This is a genomic window from Acinetobacter sp. 766875, assembly GCF_000582055.1.
Taxonomy (GTDB): Bacteria; Pseudomonadota; Gammaproteobacteria; order Pseudomonadales; family Moraxellaceae; genus Acinetobacter; species Acinetobacter nosocomialis.
The window spans coordinates 16,265-36,002 of sequence record NZ_JEXX01000027.1 but is presented as its reverse complement, the minus strand read 5'-3'; the positions used below and the strand labels follow the sequence as shown (position 1 = coordinate 36,002).

18 protein-coding genes are annotated in these 19,738 nt (G+C 39.2%); 10 read left to right on the top strand and 8 right to left on the bottom strand.

Annotated elements, in window-relative coordinates:
- Positions 1-40: 40 nt before the first annotated feature.
- Positions 41-400, bottom strand: coding sequence for a 5-carboxymethyl-2-hydroxymuconate Delta-isomerase (locus J576_RS17235; protein ID WP_002048994.1), 360 nt, complete (start codon positions 398-400; stop codon positions 41-43).
- 43 nt (positions 401-443) lie between these two features.
- Positions 444-2,156 carry a DEAD/DEAH box helicase gene (locus tag J576_RS17230; protein ID WP_002049014.1) on the bottom strand — a complete coding sequence of 571 codons (1,713 nt, stop codon included), beginning with the start codon at positions 2,154-2,156 and terminating at the stop codon, positions 444-446.
- A gap of 230 nt (positions 2,157-2,386) precedes the next feature.
- Between J576_RS17230 and mdh the strand changes: the two genes are divergently transcribed.
- Entirely contained in the window at positions 2,387-3,559 is a 1,173-nt protein-coding gene (mdh, locus tag J576_RS17225; protein ID WP_002049024.1) for an iron-dependent methanol dehydrogenase, read from the top strand.
- Between the two features lie 193 nt (positions 3,560-3,752).
- Positions 3,753-4,721 carry an alpha/beta hydrolase gene (locus tag J576_RS17220; RefSeq protein WP_002049001.1) on the top strand — a complete coding sequence of 323 codons (969 nt, stop codon included), beginning with the start codon at positions 3,753-3,755 and terminating at the stop codon, positions 4,719-4,721.
- On the opposite strand, the gene J576_RS17215 is transcribed toward J576_RS17220, so the two are convergent.
- Entirely contained in the window at positions 4,718-5,908 is a 1,191-nt protein-coding gene (locus J576_RS17215) for a helix-turn-helix domain-containing protein (protein ID WP_002049036.1), read from the bottom strand. The two genes, J576_RS17220 and J576_RS17215, sit on opposite strands and share 4 nt — an antisense overlap.
- Before the next feature lie 142 nt (positions 5,909-6,050).
- Here J576_RS17215 and exaC point away from each other — a divergent pair, with 142 nt between their 5' ends.
- From exaC to J576_RS17190, 5 genes are all read left to right on the top strand, one after another.
- Positions 6,051-7,562, top strand: a complete 1,512-nt coding sequence (exaC, locus tag J576_RS17210) for an acetaldehyde dehydrogenase ExaC (protein WP_002049023.1) — start codon at positions 6,051-6,053, stop codon at positions 7,560-7,562.
- A 221-nt stretch (positions 7,563-7,783) separates the two neighbouring features.
- Complete coding sequence (gene eat, locus J576_RS17205) at positions 7,784-9,220, top strand: ethanolamine permease (RefSeq protein ID WP_002049020.1); 1,437 nt, start codon at positions 7,784-7,786, stop codon at positions 9,218-9,220.
- Between the two features lie 14 nt (positions 9,221-9,234).
- Positions 9,235-10,620 (top strand): ethanolamine ammonia-lyase subunit EutB, encoded by a 1,386-nt coding sequence (locus J576_RS17200; protein ID WP_002049003.1) that lies wholly within the window; start codon positions 9,235-9,237, stop codon positions 10,618-10,620.
- A gap of 10 nt (positions 10,621-10,630) precedes the next feature.
- Positions 10,631-11,446, top strand: a complete 816-nt coding sequence (gene eutC / locus J576_RS17195) for an ethanolamine ammonia-lyase subunit EutC (RefSeq protein WP_002049027.1) — start codon at positions 10,631-10,633, stop codon at positions 11,444-11,446.
- Positions 11,447-11,610: 164 nt separating this feature from the next.
- The gene (locus tag J576_RS17190; RefSeq protein WP_002048996.1) at positions 11,611-12,333 is read left to right on the top strand and encodes a glutamine amidotransferase; all 723 of its coding nucleotides are present in this window, start codon (positions 11,611-11,613) and stop codon (positions 12,331-12,333) included.
- Between the two features lie 661 nt (positions 12,334-12,994).
- Here the strand turns inward: J576_RS17190 and J576_RS17185 are convergent.
- Positions 12,995-14,722, bottom strand: coding sequence for a glutamine--tRNA ligase/YqeY domain fusion protein (locus J576_RS17185; protein WP_002049025.1), 1,728 nt, complete (start codon positions 14,720-14,722; stop codon positions 12,995-12,997).
- A 167-nt stretch (positions 14,723-14,889) separates the two neighbouring features.
- Between J576_RS17185 and J576_RS17180 the strand changes: the two genes are divergently transcribed.
- Entirely contained in the window at positions 14,890-15,399 is a 510-nt protein-coding gene (locus J576_RS17180) for a peptidylprolyl isomerase (RefSeq protein ID WP_002049022.1), read from the top strand.
- A 15-nt stretch (positions 15,400-15,414) separates the two neighbouring features.
- Positions 15,415-16,134 (top strand): UDP-2,3-diacylglucosamine diphosphatase, encoded by a 720-nt coding sequence (locus J576_RS17175; RefSeq protein WP_002049015.1) that lies wholly within the window; start codon positions 15,415-15,417, stop codon positions 16,132-16,134.
- A 7-nt stretch (positions 16,135-16,141) separates the two neighbouring features.
- On the opposite strand, the gene J576_RS20495 is transcribed toward J576_RS17175, so the two are convergent.
- Positions 16,142-16,372 (bottom strand): hypothetical protein, encoded by a 231-nt coding sequence (locus J576_RS20495; RefSeq protein WP_002048982.1) that lies wholly within the window; start codon positions 16,370-16,372, stop codon positions 16,142-16,144.
- A 138-nt stretch (positions 16,373-16,510) separates the two neighbouring features.
- On the opposite strand from J576_RS20495, the gene nfsB reads away from it, so the two are divergent.
- Positions 16,511-17,164 (top strand): oxygen-insensitive NAD(P)H nitroreductase, encoded by a 654-nt coding sequence (gene nfsB, locus J576_RS17165; protein ID WP_002048986.1) that lies wholly within the window; start codon positions 16,511-16,513, stop codon positions 17,162-17,164.
- A gap of 36 nt (positions 17,165-17,200) precedes the next feature.
- Here nfsB and J576_RS17160 read toward each other — a convergent pair whose 3' ends face one another.
- The 3 genes from J576_RS17160 to miaA form a co-directional block, all read right to left on the bottom strand.
- Complete coding sequence (locus J576_RS17160) at positions 17,201-18,058, bottom strand: EamA family transporter (protein WP_002048989.1); 858 nt, start codon at positions 18,056-18,058, stop codon at positions 17,201-17,203.
- Between the two features lie 129 nt (positions 18,059-18,187).
- Entirely contained in the window at positions 18,188-18,694 is a 507-nt protein-coding gene (gene hfq, locus J576_RS17155; protein ID WP_000033651.1) for an RNA chaperone Hfq, read from the bottom strand.
- Between the two features lie 94 nt (positions 18,695-18,788).
- Positions 18,789-19,733, bottom strand: coding sequence for a tRNA (adenosine(37)-N6)-dimethylallyltransferase MiaA (gene miaA / locus J576_RS17150; protein WP_002049018.1), 945 nt, complete (start codon positions 19,731-19,733; stop codon positions 18,789-18,791).
- Positions 19,734-19,738 lie beyond the last annotated feature (5 nt).

Sequence of the window (19,738 nt, the reverse complement as noted above, 5' to 3'; positions counted from 1 at the left end):
TGCTCATCGCTATTCTTGATCGAAATTGCGTTTTTTAGAATTATACAACTTGCTTAAAATAATCGTCTCTTGGCATGTCGATAAGCTCAATACACAATTGAATTTCTTTAGTAAACTCTTGTGGTAGATATTTTTTATTGCTGAGCGCCGCTAATAACTGCTCCCCCATAAGCTGTTTTTGTTCGGCAGTTCTTCCAGACAAAATATACGCCTTTACATGAATATAAGCTTGATCAACCCCTAAGCCAATCAGAAAAACTTCATCTTTACGTGCACGGCTTTTGATGTCTTCTGGACTAAACAACTCTGTTTCAATCAGCGTGGTATTAATTTCTTCAAGTAATTGTTTTGCATTTAGTCCAGTTAAGTTATCTGAATAATCAACTACAACGTGCGGCATAGCCACCTCAATTTATATAATAAGTCATTAAGCCCATTGAACTTTATTCAATAAATAATAAAGCTAATCGAACTTGATCATATCCCATTCGAGGGCTAGTTGCTTCAACAATTGGTCTTAGTTTGATCGAACCATCATCAGAAAAATGATCTGGATTTTGACGCTTTTTCAACTTCTTATAAATTTTACGCACTTCTTCGACCACTTCTTCACCTGGGTGAGCAACCGAAATATCTAGTTTTTGCTCTTTATGAAGTCGAGCCAAGTGATTAATAATAGTTGCTGGTGTTAGACCACGTTCATGCGCGATATCTTCAATTTCGTAACCTTCTTCAAACAAGACACGTGTCTCGTCTAGCGTTGCCGTAGCATAATTTTGCTTACCACCTTTTGCGAGTTTCTTCTCATTACGAGAAATCTCGGTTTCATTTAAGGTGCCGCCACAGTGACGGATAAAGGCTTTGTGCTGGACGGTTAAATCGACATCAGCAAAATTATCTTCGGCTTCAGCCGATAATTCCTGAAAACGGCGATCAGCTTTTACAGCAAGACTATCTAGCTCTAAGGCCTGCTCATTAAATCCTAATAATTTTAATCCTGTTAAAGATTTCAAACGTGAGAGCGCAACATAACCTTGCCCTTTTTCAAAGGTATGCATCAGGTTAATTTCAGCAGCCTCCAAAGTCATACCTTGGCTTTTATGAATGGTAATCGCCCAAGCTAAACGAAGTGGAATTTGCTGGAAACTTGCAATGACTTTTCCGGCTTCATTTTCAATTGACCATGTTTCAGGTGCGACCAGCAAAGTTGTACCGTCAGTTAATTTTACTTTTGGCAGTAACCCGTTTTCATCATCTTCCTCAAAGCCGATCACCTCACCTAAACTTCCGTTGATATAACCCATATCAAAGTTGTTTTTTACAAACATGACTTTGGCATGCTTTTTCAAAGTTAGTTCTTCTGGTGCACGAACTGAGGATTTTAAAGTTTCTAATAGTTTTTCATTACCATCTAAAACAGCGTTGAATTGATGCCCTTCATTATCAATTTCATTTAAGTGCTGATAATTGATATTGTCGACATCCATATTGTGTGTATAAAGGCGAGTAAATGTCTCACCAATGTCATGTGCACGTGATTGATGTAAAGCTTGCAAATGTTCAACTTGAATACTTTGCGCACGGATGGCATTTAAAATCTGATTTAAAATTTCATCGTCTTGGCGGTGCTGTTCTGTTAAATAGCATACGCGGAATTTGGCTTCGACCCATGCATCTGACATAAAACAGAACTTATCGCGATTAGCTTCACCATTACGGCCTACAGGTGGCAACTGGAAAAAGTCTCCAGCCACAATCACTTGAATGCCACCAAAAGCTTCATCACTTTCTTTAAAATATTTTAAAACCTGATTGACCAGATTGAGCTGCTTTGCATGTAACATCGAGATTTCATCAATGACGAGAACTTGCGCATTTTCAAGGTGTTCCTTGAGATATTTACGCTCTTTCATACGTTTTAGATCGTCGTCAGTTAACTGATCTTTAATGCCGATGCCCGCCCACGTATGAATGGTCATACCGTTCATATGCGTTGCAGCAATACCTGTCGATGCTGTAATCGCTACAGGCACTTTACGTGCTTTTAGATATTGAATGTACTGATTGAGTGTATAGGTTTTCCCTGCACCAGCCGAACCGGTTAAAAAAACATTTTCACCTGCTTTGAGCAGTTTAAGTGCAGTTTCCTGTTTCATAATCTCATATGTACATCTTCAACAGCCCATAGCTTAACGATTTTCCCGAAAAAATTAAATGAATGCGCCAAATTTTATATAAAGTCATTAAAAATCAACAATTAAAACTTAAGTAATATTTGGTAGGTTTTTGGTAGGTAGGAAAATAATCTATACATCACAATACTAAGCCCATGGTGAGGCTCACCTGTAATAACAAACAATGGATTTATGGAAAAAGGAATCACTCCATGGCTTTTAAAAATATTGCAGATCAAACAAACGGTTTTTATATTCCTTGCGTATCACTCTTTGGTCCAGGATGTGCCAAAGAAATTGGTACAAAAGCACAAAATCTCGGCGCAAAAAAAGCATTAATTGTGACCGATGAAGGGCTATTTAAATTTGGCGTTGCAGATCTTATTGCAAGCTATTTAACCGAAGCAGGCGTAGCGAGCCATATTTTCCCGGGCGCGGAACCTAACCCAACCGATATTAATGTTCACAATGGCGTGAAAGCCTATAACGACAATGGGTGTGACTTTATTGTTTCGCTAGGCGGTGGTTCATCTCATGACTGTGCGAAAGGAATTGGTTTGGTCACTGCAGGTGGTGGTCATATTCGTGACTACGAAGGCATCGATAAAAGTAAAGTACCAATGACACCACTGATTGCAGTGAATACAACGGCAGGTACTGCATCTGAAATGACTCGCTTTTGTATTATTACCAATACAGACACTCACGTAAAAATGGCAATTGTTGACTGGCGTTGTACCCCACTTATTGCTATCGATGACCCGAAACTCATGATTGCAAAACCAGCAGGTTTAACAGCAGCAACTGGTATGGATGCGTTAACCCATGCGGTTGAAGCATATGTGTCTACGGCGGCAAACCCAATTACCGATGCGTGTGCTGAAAAAGCAATCACCATGATTAGTCAATGGTTACAACCCGCTGTCGCAAATGGTGAAAACATCGAAGCACGTGATGCAATGAGTTATGCGCAGTACTTGGCTGGTATGGCATTTAACAATGCATCTTTAGGTTATGTCCATGCAATGGCTCACCAGTTAGGCGGGTTCTATAACCTACCTCACGGTGTATGTAACGCAATCTTGCTACCACATGTTTGTGAATTTAACTTAATTGCTTGTCCAGATCGTTATGCAAAAATCGCAGAGTTAATGGGTGTAAATACGCAAGGTCTCACCGTAACAGAAGCTGCGTATGCTGCAATTGATGCCATCCGTAAACTGTCTTCTTCAATTGGTATCCCATCTGGCTTAACAGAGTTGGGCGTAAAAACCGAAGACCTCGCGGTGATGGCCGATAACGCTCAAAAAGATGCATGTATGCTGACCAACCCTCGTAAAGCAAACCATGCACAAGTTGTGGAGATTTTTAAAGCCGCTCTTTAATACTGATGTAACGGTATGTTCCTGTAGTAAGTCAAATCCCTCCGACCGTTGACTTACTTTTTGGGAATACTTAGCTCCAGCGGTATTCCCTTTTTTTAAAACCTATACTCCAACCTTCTCTAAACCTGATTGACAATTTGCCCATTTCATTGAAGGATACTCAACATGACTTAATGACAATAGCTCGATAAAAATGAATACATCTACAGCTAAACACAATTATGCCCCAGATATTTTAGGTGCCGGCTACGAACAGCTAACACTCAACTTTCCAGATGATTATGAAGGTAAAGTTATAGCCACCTTAGTTCGTAAAAAGGCCACTCAGCCAACTCAAAAAGCCGTACTTTATATTCATGGTTTTTTAGATTATTTCTTTCAAACTGAAATGGCCGAGCAATTCAATGCGCATGGCTATGACTTCTATGCACTCGATTTAAGAAAATATGGCCGCTCAAAGTTGCCTCATCAAATTTTCTATAATGTGCTTGATTTAAATGAATATGATGCCGAAATTACTCAAGCATTAGAGATCATTGGCCAAGAAAAACATACACAAGTATTACTTGCAGGTCATTCGACTGGCGGTTTGACAGCAACGCTTTATGCTACTCATCATCCAGATCATCCACTTATTAAAGCACTATGGGCGAATAGTCCGTTTTACGACTTCAATTTAAGTTTAGTTGAAAAGAAATTTGGTATTCCAATGCTCAGTCGAGTAGGAAAATATCTGCCTAAAGTTAAATTTCCAAGCAAACTTAACAAATGGTACACCACCAGTCTTCACAAACAACTTAAGGGTGAATGGGACTTCAACCTGGATTGGAAACCGACCTCTGCCCCTACAGTTCAACTTAGCTTTCTACATGCGATTCATACAGCACAAAAAGAAATTCACCACGGCGTTAAGCTAAACGTCCCCGCACTGATTATGCATTCGCACCAAACTAAAAATCCTCGTAAATGGGGACCAGATGCAACCCAAAGTGATGTTATTTTAGATGTTAAAGACATTGCGAAATTCGGTAAAAAAATAAAGGGTGATGTTTCGGTTGTCTCTATTCACAATGGCTTACACGATTTAGTCCTTTCGGCCCAGCCAGTGCGGAATCAAGTCTATCAACAACTATTCCAGTGGCTGGATCAAAAAATCACCTAACTTAGCTTAGGCGAGTCAATATATTTCACCAGCAGTTGATGCGCAGGATGTTCACTCGGTAATAATTCCATAAGACGTTCTACCGCATCGATTGCTTCGGGAAAATGAGCTAAATGCTTAAGTAATAAATCCGTTTCTTGGGTTTTAAAAATTGCATCGCTCAAGCGTGACTCAAGGCAGTCGCGCCATGCACACAGAAACGGACTTTCGGTTTTTGCCAGAAAAACACCGGTATAAAGCTGTAAAGCAGAAGCCGCATATCCTGCATCGAGTGCTTGTTCAGCTTGTAAGAAATCGGCTTCAACATGCACAAGTAGCCGATATGGGCGTGAACCAAGCAAACCGCCTAAAATATCTCGTAGTTGAGACATTTCAGCCTTAAGCGTACCCATGCTGACTTTGCGCTCACCATAGAGTGCCTGATAAAGATGTTCTAAAGTTAAGCCGTGTGGACATAGTGCCAATATGGTTAAAATTTCAATTTGCCGTGGTGTTAATAATAAACTTTTACCATTAAATTTAACTTGTGGCGTCGAAAATGCCCGAATATGTAATTGTTGGCGTTGCTGCTCTAGCAAAGCAGATTGAATAATGGATGCACAACGTTCGGCAGCCAATATTCCTAAACTATTATGATTCTTCCATGTAGTTGATAAATCAACCACCCCTAGTGTTTGTTTTGAATATGGATCAATAATTGGTGCGGCATAACATACCCAATCATGAATCGACTCCATGTAATGTTCATTTGAAAAAACACAGCTTGATTGTTGAGTTTTTAAAGATAAAGCTAAGGCATTTGTACCGACAAATTCTTCACGCCACTGTCCGCCTTTTACAAAATGCACGCGTTCAGCAGCACTTTGCATTTGGGCACTGGGTGCAGTCCAAATAATGGTACTGCCTATATCACCGACAGCAATCACCATTGAAGATTGTTCTGCAATATGACGTAAGTCGTCACCACACTGACTTAAAGCCATATCTAAAGCATTTTGTGAAGCAGATTTTTTTTCGACTAATGGAGCCGCAAAGCGTTCTTTAGGAATCGCAGCAGAAGCTGATCGCTCCCATGAGCTTGCAATACTTTGGCCGAGTTTGGCAGCGTTATGAGGAGAGAGACTATTTTGCGTGCGCAGTTGATCAATCAACGTCCGTTGCTGCAATAAATCCTTTTTTGTGAACATTTGTAAATTCCTTATATATCCACATTTCTATTCCAACCTTTCTCCAACCTTCTTCTTTATATCCTAATTATACAAAGTACGAAAGTACCTACTGACAGGGTTCTTGTTAGTCTTTAGTCCTAAAAAGCAAAGGAATATTTATATGCGCTATATCGATCCAAATCAACCAGGCTCAAAAGTTCAATTCAAATCACAATATGAAAATTTTATTGGCGGTGAATGGGTCGCACCTGTAAAGGGTGCGTATTTTGACAATGTATCTCCCGTTGACGGAAAAGCCTTTACACGTATTCCACGCTCTAGTGCCGAAGACATTGAACTCGCGTTAGATGCAGCGCACAAAGCTAAAGCAACATGGAATAAAGCATCTCCAACGGTACGCTCAAATATACTTTTAAAAATTGCCGATCGTTTAGAAGCAAATCTTGAAATGCTTGCGGTTGCAGAAACTTGGGATAACGGTAAAGCAGTCCGTGAAACTTTAGCCGCTGACCTTCCACTTGCAATCGACCATTTCCGTTATTTCGCTGGATGTATTCGTGCTCAAGAAGGCGGCATCTCTGAAATCGATGAAGATACTATCGCTTATCATTTCCATGAACCGCTAGGTGTGGTCGGACAAATCATTCCATGGAACTTCCCGATTTTAATGGCTGCATGGAAGCTCGCTCCTGCTTTAGCGGCTGGTAACTGTGTAGTAATTAAGCCAGCTGAGCAAACGCCAGTGGGTATTTTACTGGTTGCCGAACTCATCCAAGATATCTTACCGCCGGGCGTACTCAATATTGTGAATGGTTTCGGTGCAGAAGTTGGTCGTCCGTTAGCAACCAATCCACGTATTGCCAAAATTGCTTTCACAGGGTCAACACAAACTGGCCAAATGGTGATGCAATATGCGACCGAAAATATTATTCCAGTTACGTTAGAGCTTGGTGGTAAGTCACCGAACCTTTTCTTTGAAGACATCATGGATAAACAGGATGACTTCTTAGAAAAAACACTTGAAGGTTTTGCCATGTTCGCCTTAAACCAAGGTGAAGTATGTACTTGTCCTTCTCGTGCTTTAGTACAAGAAAGTATTGCTGATCAATTCTTAGAGTTGGCCGTCGAACGTGTAAAACGCATTAAAACTGGTCATCCTCTCGATACTGAAACCATGATTGGTGCTCAAGCATCGTTACAACAACAAGAGAAAATCTTACGTTGTATTAATACAGGCCGCGAAGAAGGTGCAGAACTCTTACTAGGTGGTAGTGGCCGTAAAGAGGTAGGTGACGGTTTCTATGTTGATCCGACTATCTTTAAAGGCCACAATAGCATGCAAGTCTTCCAAGAAGAAATTTTTGGACCTGTACTTGCTGTGACAACATTTAAAGACTTTGACGATGCAATCAAAATTGCCAATGACACCATGTATGGTCTAGGTGCTGGCGTTTGGTCACGTTCAGCCCATATTTCTTACCGTGCTGGTCGCGCTATTGAGGCGGGTCGTGTCTGGACAAACTGCTATAACATCTACCCTGCGCATGCTGCATTTGGTGGTTACAAAAAGTCTGGTATTGGCCGTGAAAACCATAAGATGATGCTAGATCACTATCAACAAACTAAAAACTTGTTAGTAAGTTATTCAACTAAACCAATGGGCTTCTTCTAAGTTTCGCACCAAGTTGATACCAAACTATCAACGCTAGAAGGAAGCAAGCTCAGTAATTGTATAAAAAGCCAGTAATTTAGATTGCTGGCTTTTTTATTTAGTACAGCCAGCTCTCAAATTTTTACTATCCGGAATAAAAAAGCGTCATCTAATATTTAAAGCACATCATTTAGGCATTGCTTTTGCATTCATTCATACAAACCAACTCGCAGGAGTATTGTATGAATCAACCAGAAACAGCTTCCGTTATTTCTTCATGTGCAGAAGTCTCATCAGCAGAATATTTTGCTCAGCGTCAACTTAAACAAGGTACCGTGGGTTGGTTACTCCTGATTGGTTTAGGCGTAGCGTATGTGATATCAGGTGATTTTGCCGGCTGGAACTTTGGTATTGCCCAAGGTGGTTGGGGTGGTATGTTTATTGCCACTGCTCTTGCTGCGCTTATGTACTTATGTCTATGTCTTTCTATGTCAGAAATGTCCACCATGATGCCGACAGCAGGTGGCGGTTATAGTTTTGCACGTGCTGCCTTTGGTCCTTTCGGAGGCTACTTAACAGGTACGGCGATTTTAATTGAATACGCAATTGCGCCTGCTGCTATTGCCGTATTTATTGGTGGTTATTGCGAATCTCTATTTGGTATTAATGGCTGGATGATTTACCTCGCCTGTTATGCCATTTTTATGGGTATACATCTCAAAGGTGCCGGCGAAGCCTTGAAAATCATGTTTGCCATTACGCTAGTCGCTGCTGTTGCTCTTGTTGTTTTTATTACAGCAATGATCCCACATTTTAATGCACAAAACCTTTTAGATATTCCCGTTAGCACAGCAACTGGTGCAAGCCGTTTTCTACCTCATGGCTATTTGGGCATCTGGGCCGCGGTTCCCTTTGCAATCTGGTTTTTTCTTGCAGTAGAAGGTGTGCCGTTAGCAGCAGAAGAAGCAAAAGATCCAGCCAAATCTCTGCCACGCGGTTTAATCGGTGCAATGCTCATCTTAACCGCGTTTGCTATGCTCATTTTGTTCTTGGGTGCAGGCGCAGCAGGTGCAAGTACTTTACAAAACTCAGGTGCCCCTCTGGTAGATGCATTAGTGAAAGTTTATGGCACCAACACTTGGCTTGCGACATTCGTAAACTTTGTGGGTTTAGCTGGTTTAATCGCAAGTTTCTTCTCAATTATCTATGCCTATTCGCGTCAAATCTTTGCACTGTCACGTGCTGGTTACTTACCAACTTCACTCTCATTAACTAATAAAAACAAAGCCCCTTATCTGGCAATTATTATTCCGGGCATTATCGGGTTCCTGCTTTCACTTACCAAAGAAGGTGATTCATTGATTTTAATCGCGGTTTTTGGTGCAACCATTTCGTATGTGTTGATTCTTTTATCCCACATCAAACTGCGCTTATCTAAACCCGACATGCCTCGTCCTTATAAAACTCCGGGTGGCATTGTAACCTCAAGTATTGCACTCATTTTAGCAGTCGCAGCTGTGGTCGCAGGTTTTGTTGTTAATCCGAAAGTTTGGTTTATTGCTGCCGGCATCTATGTCGTATTTATTGCTTACTTCTTATTCTACAGCCGCTATCATTTAGTGAAAGGTACACCAGAAGAAGAGTTTGCAAATATTAAAGCTGCCGAACAAGAACTATAAAAAGGGATGCAACTATGAGTTATCGCAATATTGTCGCCAATCAACAGTATCATTTTGCTGACCTAAAAACTTTGATGGCAAAAGCTACACCGTTACGTTCAGGCGATGAGCTAGCAGGTATAGCTGCCAGAGATGCAACCGAACATGTTGCGGCACAAATGACTTTGGCCGATGTGCCACTGAAAAACTTTTTAAATGAAGTTGTAGTCGATTATGAATCTGATGAAATTACGCGTCTGATTATTGATGAACATGACTTAACAGCCTTTGCCCCTATTTCACACTTTACAGTAGGTGATTTTCGAAATTGGTTACTTGGAGAAGATGCAACTGCCCAAAGCTTAAAAGCTTTAGCATCAGGTTTAACTCCAGAAATGGTGGCTGCTGTCAGCAAAATTATGCGCAATCAAGATTTGATTTATGTCGCCAGCAAATGTGAAGTCATTACCCAGTTTCGTAACACCATTGGTTTAAAAGGTCATCTTTCTACCCGTTTACAACCTAATCACCCTACCGATGATGTGCTCGGTATTTCAGCCAGTATTTTAGATGGTTTGATGTATGGCAATGGTGATGCCGTAATTGGCATTAACCCTGCCACGGATAACCTGCATAATTTGTCAGAGCTACTGAAATTGCTTGATCATGTCATTCAGGAATATCAAATTCCAACGCAATCTTGTGTACTTACGCATATCAGCTCAGGCATTCAACTTGCTGAAAAAAATGTACCGATTGATTTAATGTTCCAATCCATTGCCGGCACTCAACTGGCTAACGAAGGTTTTGGTATCTCGCTCGATTTATTACAAGAAGGATATGAAGCCACCCTCGCACTCAAGCGCGGAACCATTGGACACAACGTTATGTACTTTGAAACGGGTCAAGGGAGTGCCCTATCAAGCAATGCACATCACGGCGTTGACCAGCAAACCTTAGAAACTCGGGCCTACGCAGTGGCTCGTAAATATAACCCACTTTTGGTAAATACAGTCGTCGGCTTTATTGGCCCCGAGTACCTATTTAACGGTAAACAAATTATACGTGCAGGTTTAGAAGATCACTTCTGCGGTAAGTTGCTTGGCGTACCAATGGGCTGCGACATTTGTTACACCAACCATGCCGATGCAGACCAAAACGATATGGATGTGCTTCTTACTCTATTTGGCGCTGCAGGCATTAACTTCATTATGGGAATTCCAGGTTCGGACGATGTCATGCTCAACTATCAAACCACTTCATTCCATGATGCTCTTTATTTGAGACAACTCCTCGGTTTAAAACCCGCTCCTGAGTTCTCCGCTTGGCTTGAACAGCAAGGTATTTTTAAACAGCAAAACTCTCAAATATGTTGGGCAGACCATATGCCTGACCAATTCTCTCGTCTGCTCATGAACTAGGGGGAACACCATGAAACTGAACCGTGATATTCAATATCCGTCCTCTACCCATCAGGATCAGTGGGAAAAACTTAAAGAGTTTACTGATGCCCGTATTGCTTTAGGTCGTGCTGGTTGCAGTATCCCAACACGGGCCTTACTTGAGTTCCAGTTGTCTCATGCGCAAGCAAAAGATGCTGTTTATCAACATATGGATGTTCCCTACTTGTCTGAACAGTTACAGCAAAAGCAACTTCAAACTCTTCATGTTCAAAGTAATGCCGCTAATAAAGAAATTTATCTCAAACGCCCAGATTTGGGACGCCAACTTTCAAATCTATCAAAAGAAGCCTTAATTAAAGAGTATGCAAAAAAACCACAGCAGTATGATGTTTGTATTGTGGTAGGTGACGGCCTCTCTGCAAGAGCGATTGAAGCAAATGCTATCGCATTTATTGCAGTGCTAAGCGAACATATTCAACAAGAAAACTGGAGCCTTGCGCCAATTATATTTGCAACAGGAAGCCGAGTTGCTTTAGGCGATGAAGTTGCAGAAATTTTTAAAGCCTCCATGCTGGTTATGCTTATTGGAGAGCGCCCAGGTTTAAGTTCTCCTGACAGTATGGGAGTTTACTACACATGGAATGCATATTCAGGTTGCCTTGACTCCAAACGCAACTGTATTTCCAACGTCCGTTCAGCAGGCTTAAGTATTCCAGTTGCGGTACAACGTTTAATGGCACTCATGAAAAAATCGAAGCAGCTTGGCTTTTCAGGAGTAAATTTAAAAGATGAACATCAACTTTCAAATATCGACCATAATGAAAACTCAAAGCTTTTATTTTAAATAGTAGGTTACGCATAGATATTTCTTACCTACAAAATATTTCTGCGTAACAAGATTATCTTAACGAAAAATAGCAATTTTCAGGTATTGACGATTTATATGGATATTTTCTTCTTTATATTTATCGCTATACTCCACCTATTGATCTTCTATGAATCATTTGTATGAGTACTACAAACGCCTTTCCTAAAACTATTTATGCCATTCAGCATCTTGCTTTCGAAGACTTAGGTTCATTAGAAGATGTCTTTTATCAACTTGGTTTTCGCGTCCGTTATTTTGAAGCTGGTGTAGATGATTTAACTCCTGCTTTCGCCCATGACGGTTTAACTATTATTTTAGGTGGTCCGATCGGAGTTTATGAAACTGAAGATTATCCATTTTTAAAAGATGAAATCGCTTTACTCAAACAACGTTTGGCAGCAGATAAACCAACACTTGGCATTTGCTTAGGTGCACAACTTATAGCTCATGCACTTGGTGCCAAAGTATATGCAGGCCATCAAAAAGAAATTGGCTGGGGAGCTTTAAGCTTAAGTTTACGCCCTAATCAGGTATTATCGCCTTTGCTTAATAATATCCATGTTTTACATTGGCATGGTGATACTTTCGACCTTCCTGAAAATGCAGCCCTTTTGGCGAGTTCAGATATTTATACTAACCAAGCCTTTGAAGTGGGTAATAATATTCTTGCTTTACAGTTCCACATTGAGACGACTCAAGAAAACTTTGAAAAATGGCTTATTGGTCACACATGTGAACTTCGTAATGCTGGAATTTCCATTCCTAAATTGCGTGAGCAAAATATCGAATATGCCCCTGCACTTGAACACGCTGCATTTGAATTAATTCAAAAATTCTTGAAAAGAATTGGTTATAGTGCATAAGTGAAGTAATTTCTAATGTTTAATGAATATTATTTTTTACCACTTGGTATTTTATGACTATTTTTTAAACAAAGAAACTTTATATTTTATTTTTAGAAACATTTCAGAAAAGTTTCAGTGTATTATTAATTTGTAACATAAAATATACGCTGATTTACTATGGATATCTGGAAGTTTCTTAAAAGCTTTAATACGGTCAATACTTACTTAATGCTTTCAACAATGCTTCTCATACTATTAGTTCTTTACTTTTATGTGATTAATCCTACCTAAGCTCTTTTGCCAAGGAAGCGAAATCATAAAGAAAAAGAATATTATGATGAGAAGACCTCCGAAAAAAGCCCAACCTTACAGTTGGGCTTTTTTAATATCTGTTGTTGACTCACAATATGTTGTTCGTCTTGCGAAAAAGTAAGAGATAAGCAATCTCAACTATCTACTCACAACATGTTGTTCGTCTTGCGAAAAAGTAAGAGATAAGCAATCTCGACCATCTACTCACAACATGTTGCTCGTCTTCCGAAAAAGTAAGAGATAAGCAATCTCAACTATCTACTCACAATATGTTGCTCGTCTTGCGAAAAAGTAAGAGATAAGCAATCTCGACTATCTATCACAACATGTTGCTCGTCTTGCGAAAAAATAAGAGATAAGCAATCTCTTATTTTTTCTCAGGTTTGAAGCTGTCTTTCAAATCAAGAACGCGGTTGAAGACAGGTTTTTCAGGAGTATGATCATGTTGGTCCGCAACGAAATAACCTTCACGTTCAAATTGGAAACGGTCTTCTGGTTTCGCTTGAGCTAAAGCAGGTTCAATCACAGCCTGAACGACTTTCAAAGAATCTGGATTTAAATTCGCTAAGAAATCATCACCAGTTTCAGGGTCAGCCTCTGTAAATAAACGATCATAAATACGTACTTCAGCAGGAATACCCTTGCTTGCAGATACCCAGTGAATCACGCCTTTTACTTTACGCCCTTCAGGATTCTTGCCTAAAGTGTCTGGATCGATTGAACATTTCAGCTCAACAACTTCACCATTTGCATCTTTGATGACTTCATCACACTTAATTACATATGCATGGCGTAAACGAACTTCACCATCCGGAATTAAACGCTTAAAGCCTTTTGGCGGTACTTCTTCAAAATCTTTACGGTCAATATAGATTTCTTTAGTTAATGGAATGACACGCTCACCCATATCGACATTTGGATGACGCGCATGTGTAAGGTCTAAATCTTCTGGTAAGTTTGTAAGTGTCACTTTTAAAGGATCTAACACAGCCATACCACGCGCTGCTGTATTCTCCAAAGATTGACGAATACAGAACTCAAGCATTGCAACATCAACAATACCGTCAGTTTTAGACACACCTACACGTTTACAGAAATCACGTAAGCCTTCTGGTGTAAAACCACGACGGCGCATACCAACAACTGTTGGCATACGAGGGTCATCCCAACCATTTACATAACCACCTTCAACCAACTTACGTAATTTACGTTTAGAAGTAATGGTGTAATCTACGTTCAAACGAGATGATTCGTATTGGTGCGGAACAGCTTTAGACTTAACTTTTTCAACAATCCAGTCATAGAATGGACGGTGATCTTGGAACTCCAATGTACAAAGTGAATGCGTGATTCCTTCAATTGCATCAGACAATGGATGAGCATAATCATACATTGGGTAGATTTTCCATTTGTCGCCAGTTTGATGATGCTCTGAATGCAAGACACGATACAAAATTGGATCACGCATATGCACGTTCGGGCTTGCCATATCAATTTTAGCGCGTAAAACAGCTTCACCTTCTTTTAGTTCACCACTACGCATTTGTTCAAAGCGAGCAAGGTTCTCTTCAACAGATGCATCACGATATGGCGAGTTTTTCCCTGGTTCAACAAAACTACCACGGTTTAATTTAATTTCTTCTGGAGATTGCAAATCAACATATGCATCACCTTGCTCAATCAATTGAATTGCCCATGCATAAAGCTGATCAAAATAACCAGAAGCATAGCGAGGTTCACCATTCCAGTTAAAACCAAGCCATTTCACATCATTGGCGATACCATCAACGTATTCTTGTTCTTCTGCATCTGGATTCGTATCGTCAAAACGTAAATTACAGAGTCCATCAAACTCTTCTGCAACACCAAAGTTTAGACAGATTGCTTTTACGTGACCAATATGTAAATAACCATTTGGTTCTGGCGGAAAACGAGTTACGATTTGTTTGGTACGTCCGGCAGCTAAATCATCAGTAATGACTTGGCGAACAAAATCTAATCCAGCCTGTTGTTCTTGCTGCGCAGAATCGACAGAGGCATGAGTATTCGGTGTCGGGTTGTTTGGCAGGTTCGAGACAACATCATTAGGCTTCATAGTGTATCAATCACTTCTTTGTAGATAAAATTTCGAAAAAATAAACGCTATCTTCATTTTTCACAAAGATTTTAACGTTTTTTACTTGCCTTGTAGTTTACAGTTTGCTTATGCTTCTCTCAACCAAAAACCCATGGTCATAAGCCCATGTTTAGGAGATTAATGTAATGAGTTTTCCTCAAGTCGAATTAAACACCAATAAAGGTCGTATTGTTCTTGAACTAAATACTGAAAAAGCACCAAAAACAGTAGCAAACTTTTTAGAATACGTACGTGACGGTTTTTATGACGGCGTTATTTTCCACCGTGTCATTGATGGTTTCATGATCCAAGGCGGCGGGATGGATGAAAACTTCAAAGAAAAAGCAACTCGTGATGCAATTGAAAACGAAGCTGACAATGGTTTAAGTAACGATGTTGGTACAATTGCTATGGCACGTACTCAAGCGCCACACTCTGCTTCTGCACAATTCTTCATCAATGTAAAAAACAACTCTTTCTTAAACCATACTTCAAAAACTGCACAAGGTTGGGGTTATGCTGTATTCGGTAAAGTTGTTGAAGGTATGGACGTTGTAGACGCGATCAAAAGTGTACGTACAGGTAACCGTGGTTATCACGCTGACGTTCCTTTAGAAAACGTTGTTATCGAATCTGCTAAAATTATTTCTGAATAATTTTAGGATAAAGCTGTGACCTATCTGTTTATTTCAGATTTACATTTGTCACCTGAACACCCTCGACTCGTTCGAGGGTTTTTAGATTTGTTGGTACATTATCAAAATAAACAAACACAGCTTTATATTTTAGGTGACTGGTTTAATGCTTGGATTGGTGACGATTATTCAGCTCCTTGGCTCGACGAAATTGTTGAAGCTTTAAAAGCTTTTAATGAAAAAGGTAATCGTGTTTACTTTCAAGTCGGTAACCGCGACTTTGCTTTAAATCAGGTTTTCCTCAATAAGTTTAATGGTGTATTACTCCCCGATATTTATTATCTTAATATTGCAGGTCACCAATACCGTCTAGAACATGGCGATGCGTTATGTACGGATGATATTTCTTATCAAAGATTTAAAAAAATTATTCGAAATCCCCTTTTAGTCGCTTTTTTACGTCGAACACCTCTAAGTTTCCGCACGAAACTTGTCAATGGTTTTCGTAAAAGAAGCCATTCGGACAAACAGCAAAAAAGTTATGAGATTATGGATGTGAATGAACAAGCCGTGCTCTCCGCCCTAAAAGATATAGACATACTTATTCATGGACACACTCATCGTCCAGCTATTCATAAAGTACAGCATAAACAACGGATTGTACTCGGTGACTGGAAAGAAGATCACGCACAAATTTTAGAAATTGATCCCTCTTCAAATACGCAACAGCTCGAATTGATTGTCTGGAATTATTAGTTAGAAATTAGTCACTTTTTATTTGAACTTTTAATTCTTTAATTTTTTTATTTAAATCAGAATCGTAAATCACACACATACTAGCAATAAATATAAATTTCCAACTTATATATGCATGATTGTGATAATCAATATATAAAATAAGAAGACTCAATACAAATATAAGAATAATAAAGGCTTTAACAACTCTAATTTCTCGCAGCTTACTCTTTGCATCTTTGGGCATTAAATCAAACATTTTCAATAAATTATTAAAAAATTTATATAAGTATTATATTTCTTTATCACATTAAAATGCAGATGTTTTCCTACAAAATCGCGTATCATGCCAAAGATGAGAACACTTCGATTGTAATAAGATTGATATGGAGTAAGTATGGATTTACTAAATACGGTTAAAAGTCGCTACACCACAAAAGCGTATGATCCTGAGAAAAAAATTCCCAAAGAAAAATTTAATAAATTATTAGAAATTTTACGCTTCACCCCTTCTTCAGTGAATATTCAACCTTGGCATTTCTTGGTGGCTGACAATCTTGCTGCTAAAGAACGCATTGCTAAAGCCTTAACAGGGCGATATGCCTATAATGCTCCTAAAGTTCTTGAGTCATCACATACGCTTGTATTTTGTACAAGAACAGATATTTCACCCGAATATTTAAATCAATTACTTGAGCAAGATGATTTAAGTGGTCGATTTAAAGATGAAAAAGCAAAACTTGGTCAAAAAGATACACGTCATGGCTACGTTGAGTTTTATCGCAATGAACAAAAAAATTTATTTGGCTGGATGGAAAACCAAACTTTTATCGCTTTAGGACAACTACTTTTTGCAGCTGGTCTTGAAGGCATAGATGCAACCCCAATGGGTGGCTTCGACGAAGATGTTTTAAATGAAGAATTTGGCTTAAAAGAAAAAGGCTTACGTAGCTCTGTCATTGTCTCACTTGGCTATAGAAGTGAAAATGATTTCAATGCGAAGTTGCCAAAATCTCGTCTGCCAGATGAAGTTATTTTTACACATTTATAAGATTAGCAGAGTTCAAAAGAACAGTCTTTTGAACTCCTATTTCATAGCTAAGGCTAAACAAACCAATCCACTTATTCCCAAAATCGTTCCTAAAATCGTTGGGAGTTTTAATTTTTCTTTATATAAAACTACACCACAAACTATGCCAAGTAATACCACTAGAATATTCATGCTTGCAAAGACAATCGCTGGTGAATCTTTAAGTAAAATATGTGCTTTAACATACAAGGCAATGTTTGAAAAATTAAGTACACCTAGTATTAATCCAGCCACAGTATTTTTAAAATTCCATGCTGACTTTTTTTGGAATAATAAATAAACTATTGATAATACAAAGGCTGTAATAAAAATCAGATTCAAAGTTAACGTAAATTGTAGCCCCAAACTACTCGTGTATTTTAACAAGACATCTACAGCAGCATAACCAAACCAGACACTCATTAACGCAAGAATTGCCTTTTTCGATTGATGGCCTGAAGAGCCATTTATCTGTCCAAATACGATTAAAATAACAGCAAAAATTCCTAAACCAATACCTAATAATTTAAGAGAATTAAACCGTTCTTGAAAAAAGAAATAAGCTGCTAATAAAGAGAGTACCACTGACAATCGTTGAGCAATTTCTGTTTTGACGATACCGGCATGCTCTAAGGATTTCGCAAGACATAAAAAAATACTCGGTAAAATGATGCCTAAAGCAACGATTAGCCACCAAGGCATGTGTTGTATAGAAATATGCTGAATATCTGGCTTAAACCACCAATAACATAACAAGCTAGCACTTGCATAATTCCATGCAATCATTTGCATGGGTTGATAGCCCTTTTTCTTTAAATTTTTTAGTAATACAGACACCAGAACACTGCACAGCGCCGCAGCAAATATTAATATCATTTGCGAAGAACCTATTAAACTGAATTTTCAAGAAAGCGAGATGTACTACAAATAACTGAATATACTTTTTATATTTTTAAAGCCATAAAAAAACCAGCCATCACTGACTGGTTTTTCTAAGCTAATCAATTAACGATTATTTTCGTCGTCTTGACCATCTTCAAATTTAGAATCGTTGTCGAAACCGCCTTGATGACCACCGAAGCCGCCTTGACCACCGAAGCCACCTTGACCACCGAAGCCACCTTGACCACCGAAGCCGCCTTGACCGCCGAAGCCGCCTTGACCACCGAAGCCACCTTGACCACCGAAGCCACCTTGACCACCGAAGCCAGCGCCTTGAGCACCACCAAAGCCAGCGCCTTGACCACCGAAGCCACCTTGACTACCACCCTGAGCTGGGAAACCTGCACCTTGTGCACCTGCTGGACGTGGGTTACGAGCTGGAACAACTGTAGAAATTGCGTGTTTGTAAACCATTTGACTTACAGTATTTTTTAATAAGACAACATATTGGTCAAAAGATTCAATATGACCTTGTAATTTAATACCGTTAACAAGGAAAATAGAAACTGGGATACGTTCTTTACGGAGAGAATTTAAGAACGGATCTTGTAAAGTTTGACCTTTAGACATTTTTAACTCCAAAAAAAAATTTTTAAATCAGCGCAAAAAAACTATCTTTATTTTTCAACTAAAAATTATAAAAAGACAGTGTGCAAATTTTGCTTTATCCATAAGAGTTTCGCAAGTCTTCTTTCGCCTGCTTTATCGTCAAGTAAGTTTTAAAATCGTGTATTTCTTGCAAAGAACGTAACCACGTATATTGACGTTTGGCAAGTTGTCGTGTTGCAAATAAGGCTTTATCCTCCATTTCTTGCTTTTTTTTGAGACTCATATCACTTTTTAATAGAAATTCTAGAGCTTGTCGATAACCAACAGAACGCATAGAGGGTAAATTTTCATCTAAATCGTATTTTTCAATTAGAGATTCAACTTCACTCAAAAAACCGATATCCCACATTTTGCTTAATCTTTGCTCAATGCGTTGATGTAATTCTAACCGATCTGGAAGCAAAGCATAGTTATGAAATATGTATCGATATGGTACGTTTTTTGGTTGTTCTGCCTGCAATTTGGTAATTGGTTGACCTGTAATACGATAAACTTCTAACGCGCGAATAATTCTTTGTTTATCAGAAACCTTGAATTTCACACCAGCTGCCGGATCTACTGCCACCAGTTCATCATAAACAACTTGCCACCCTTCATTTGCTGCTTTTTCTTCAATTGCTGCACGAACATTTGCATCTGCGCTTGGCAAGTTACTTGATAATCCTTCTAGGAGCGCCTTGAAATACAGCATAGTTCCTCCTACCAAGATAGGGGTTTTGCCGCGTGAATGCATCTCGTCAATTAAAACACAAGCATCTTCAACAAACTGGGCAGCCGAATAGACCTCAAGTGGAGTAATAATATCTATTAAATGATGTGGATATAGCTCCTGCTCTTCACGTGTTGGTTTAGCCGTACCAATATCCATATCTTTATATACAAGAGCCGAATCAACCGAAATTAACTCAAAACCTCCACGCTCATAAAGTTCACATGCCAAAGCGGTTTTTCCGCTTGCAGTTGGTCCCATTAAATTGATGACGGGCAATTGATTTGACATGTAAA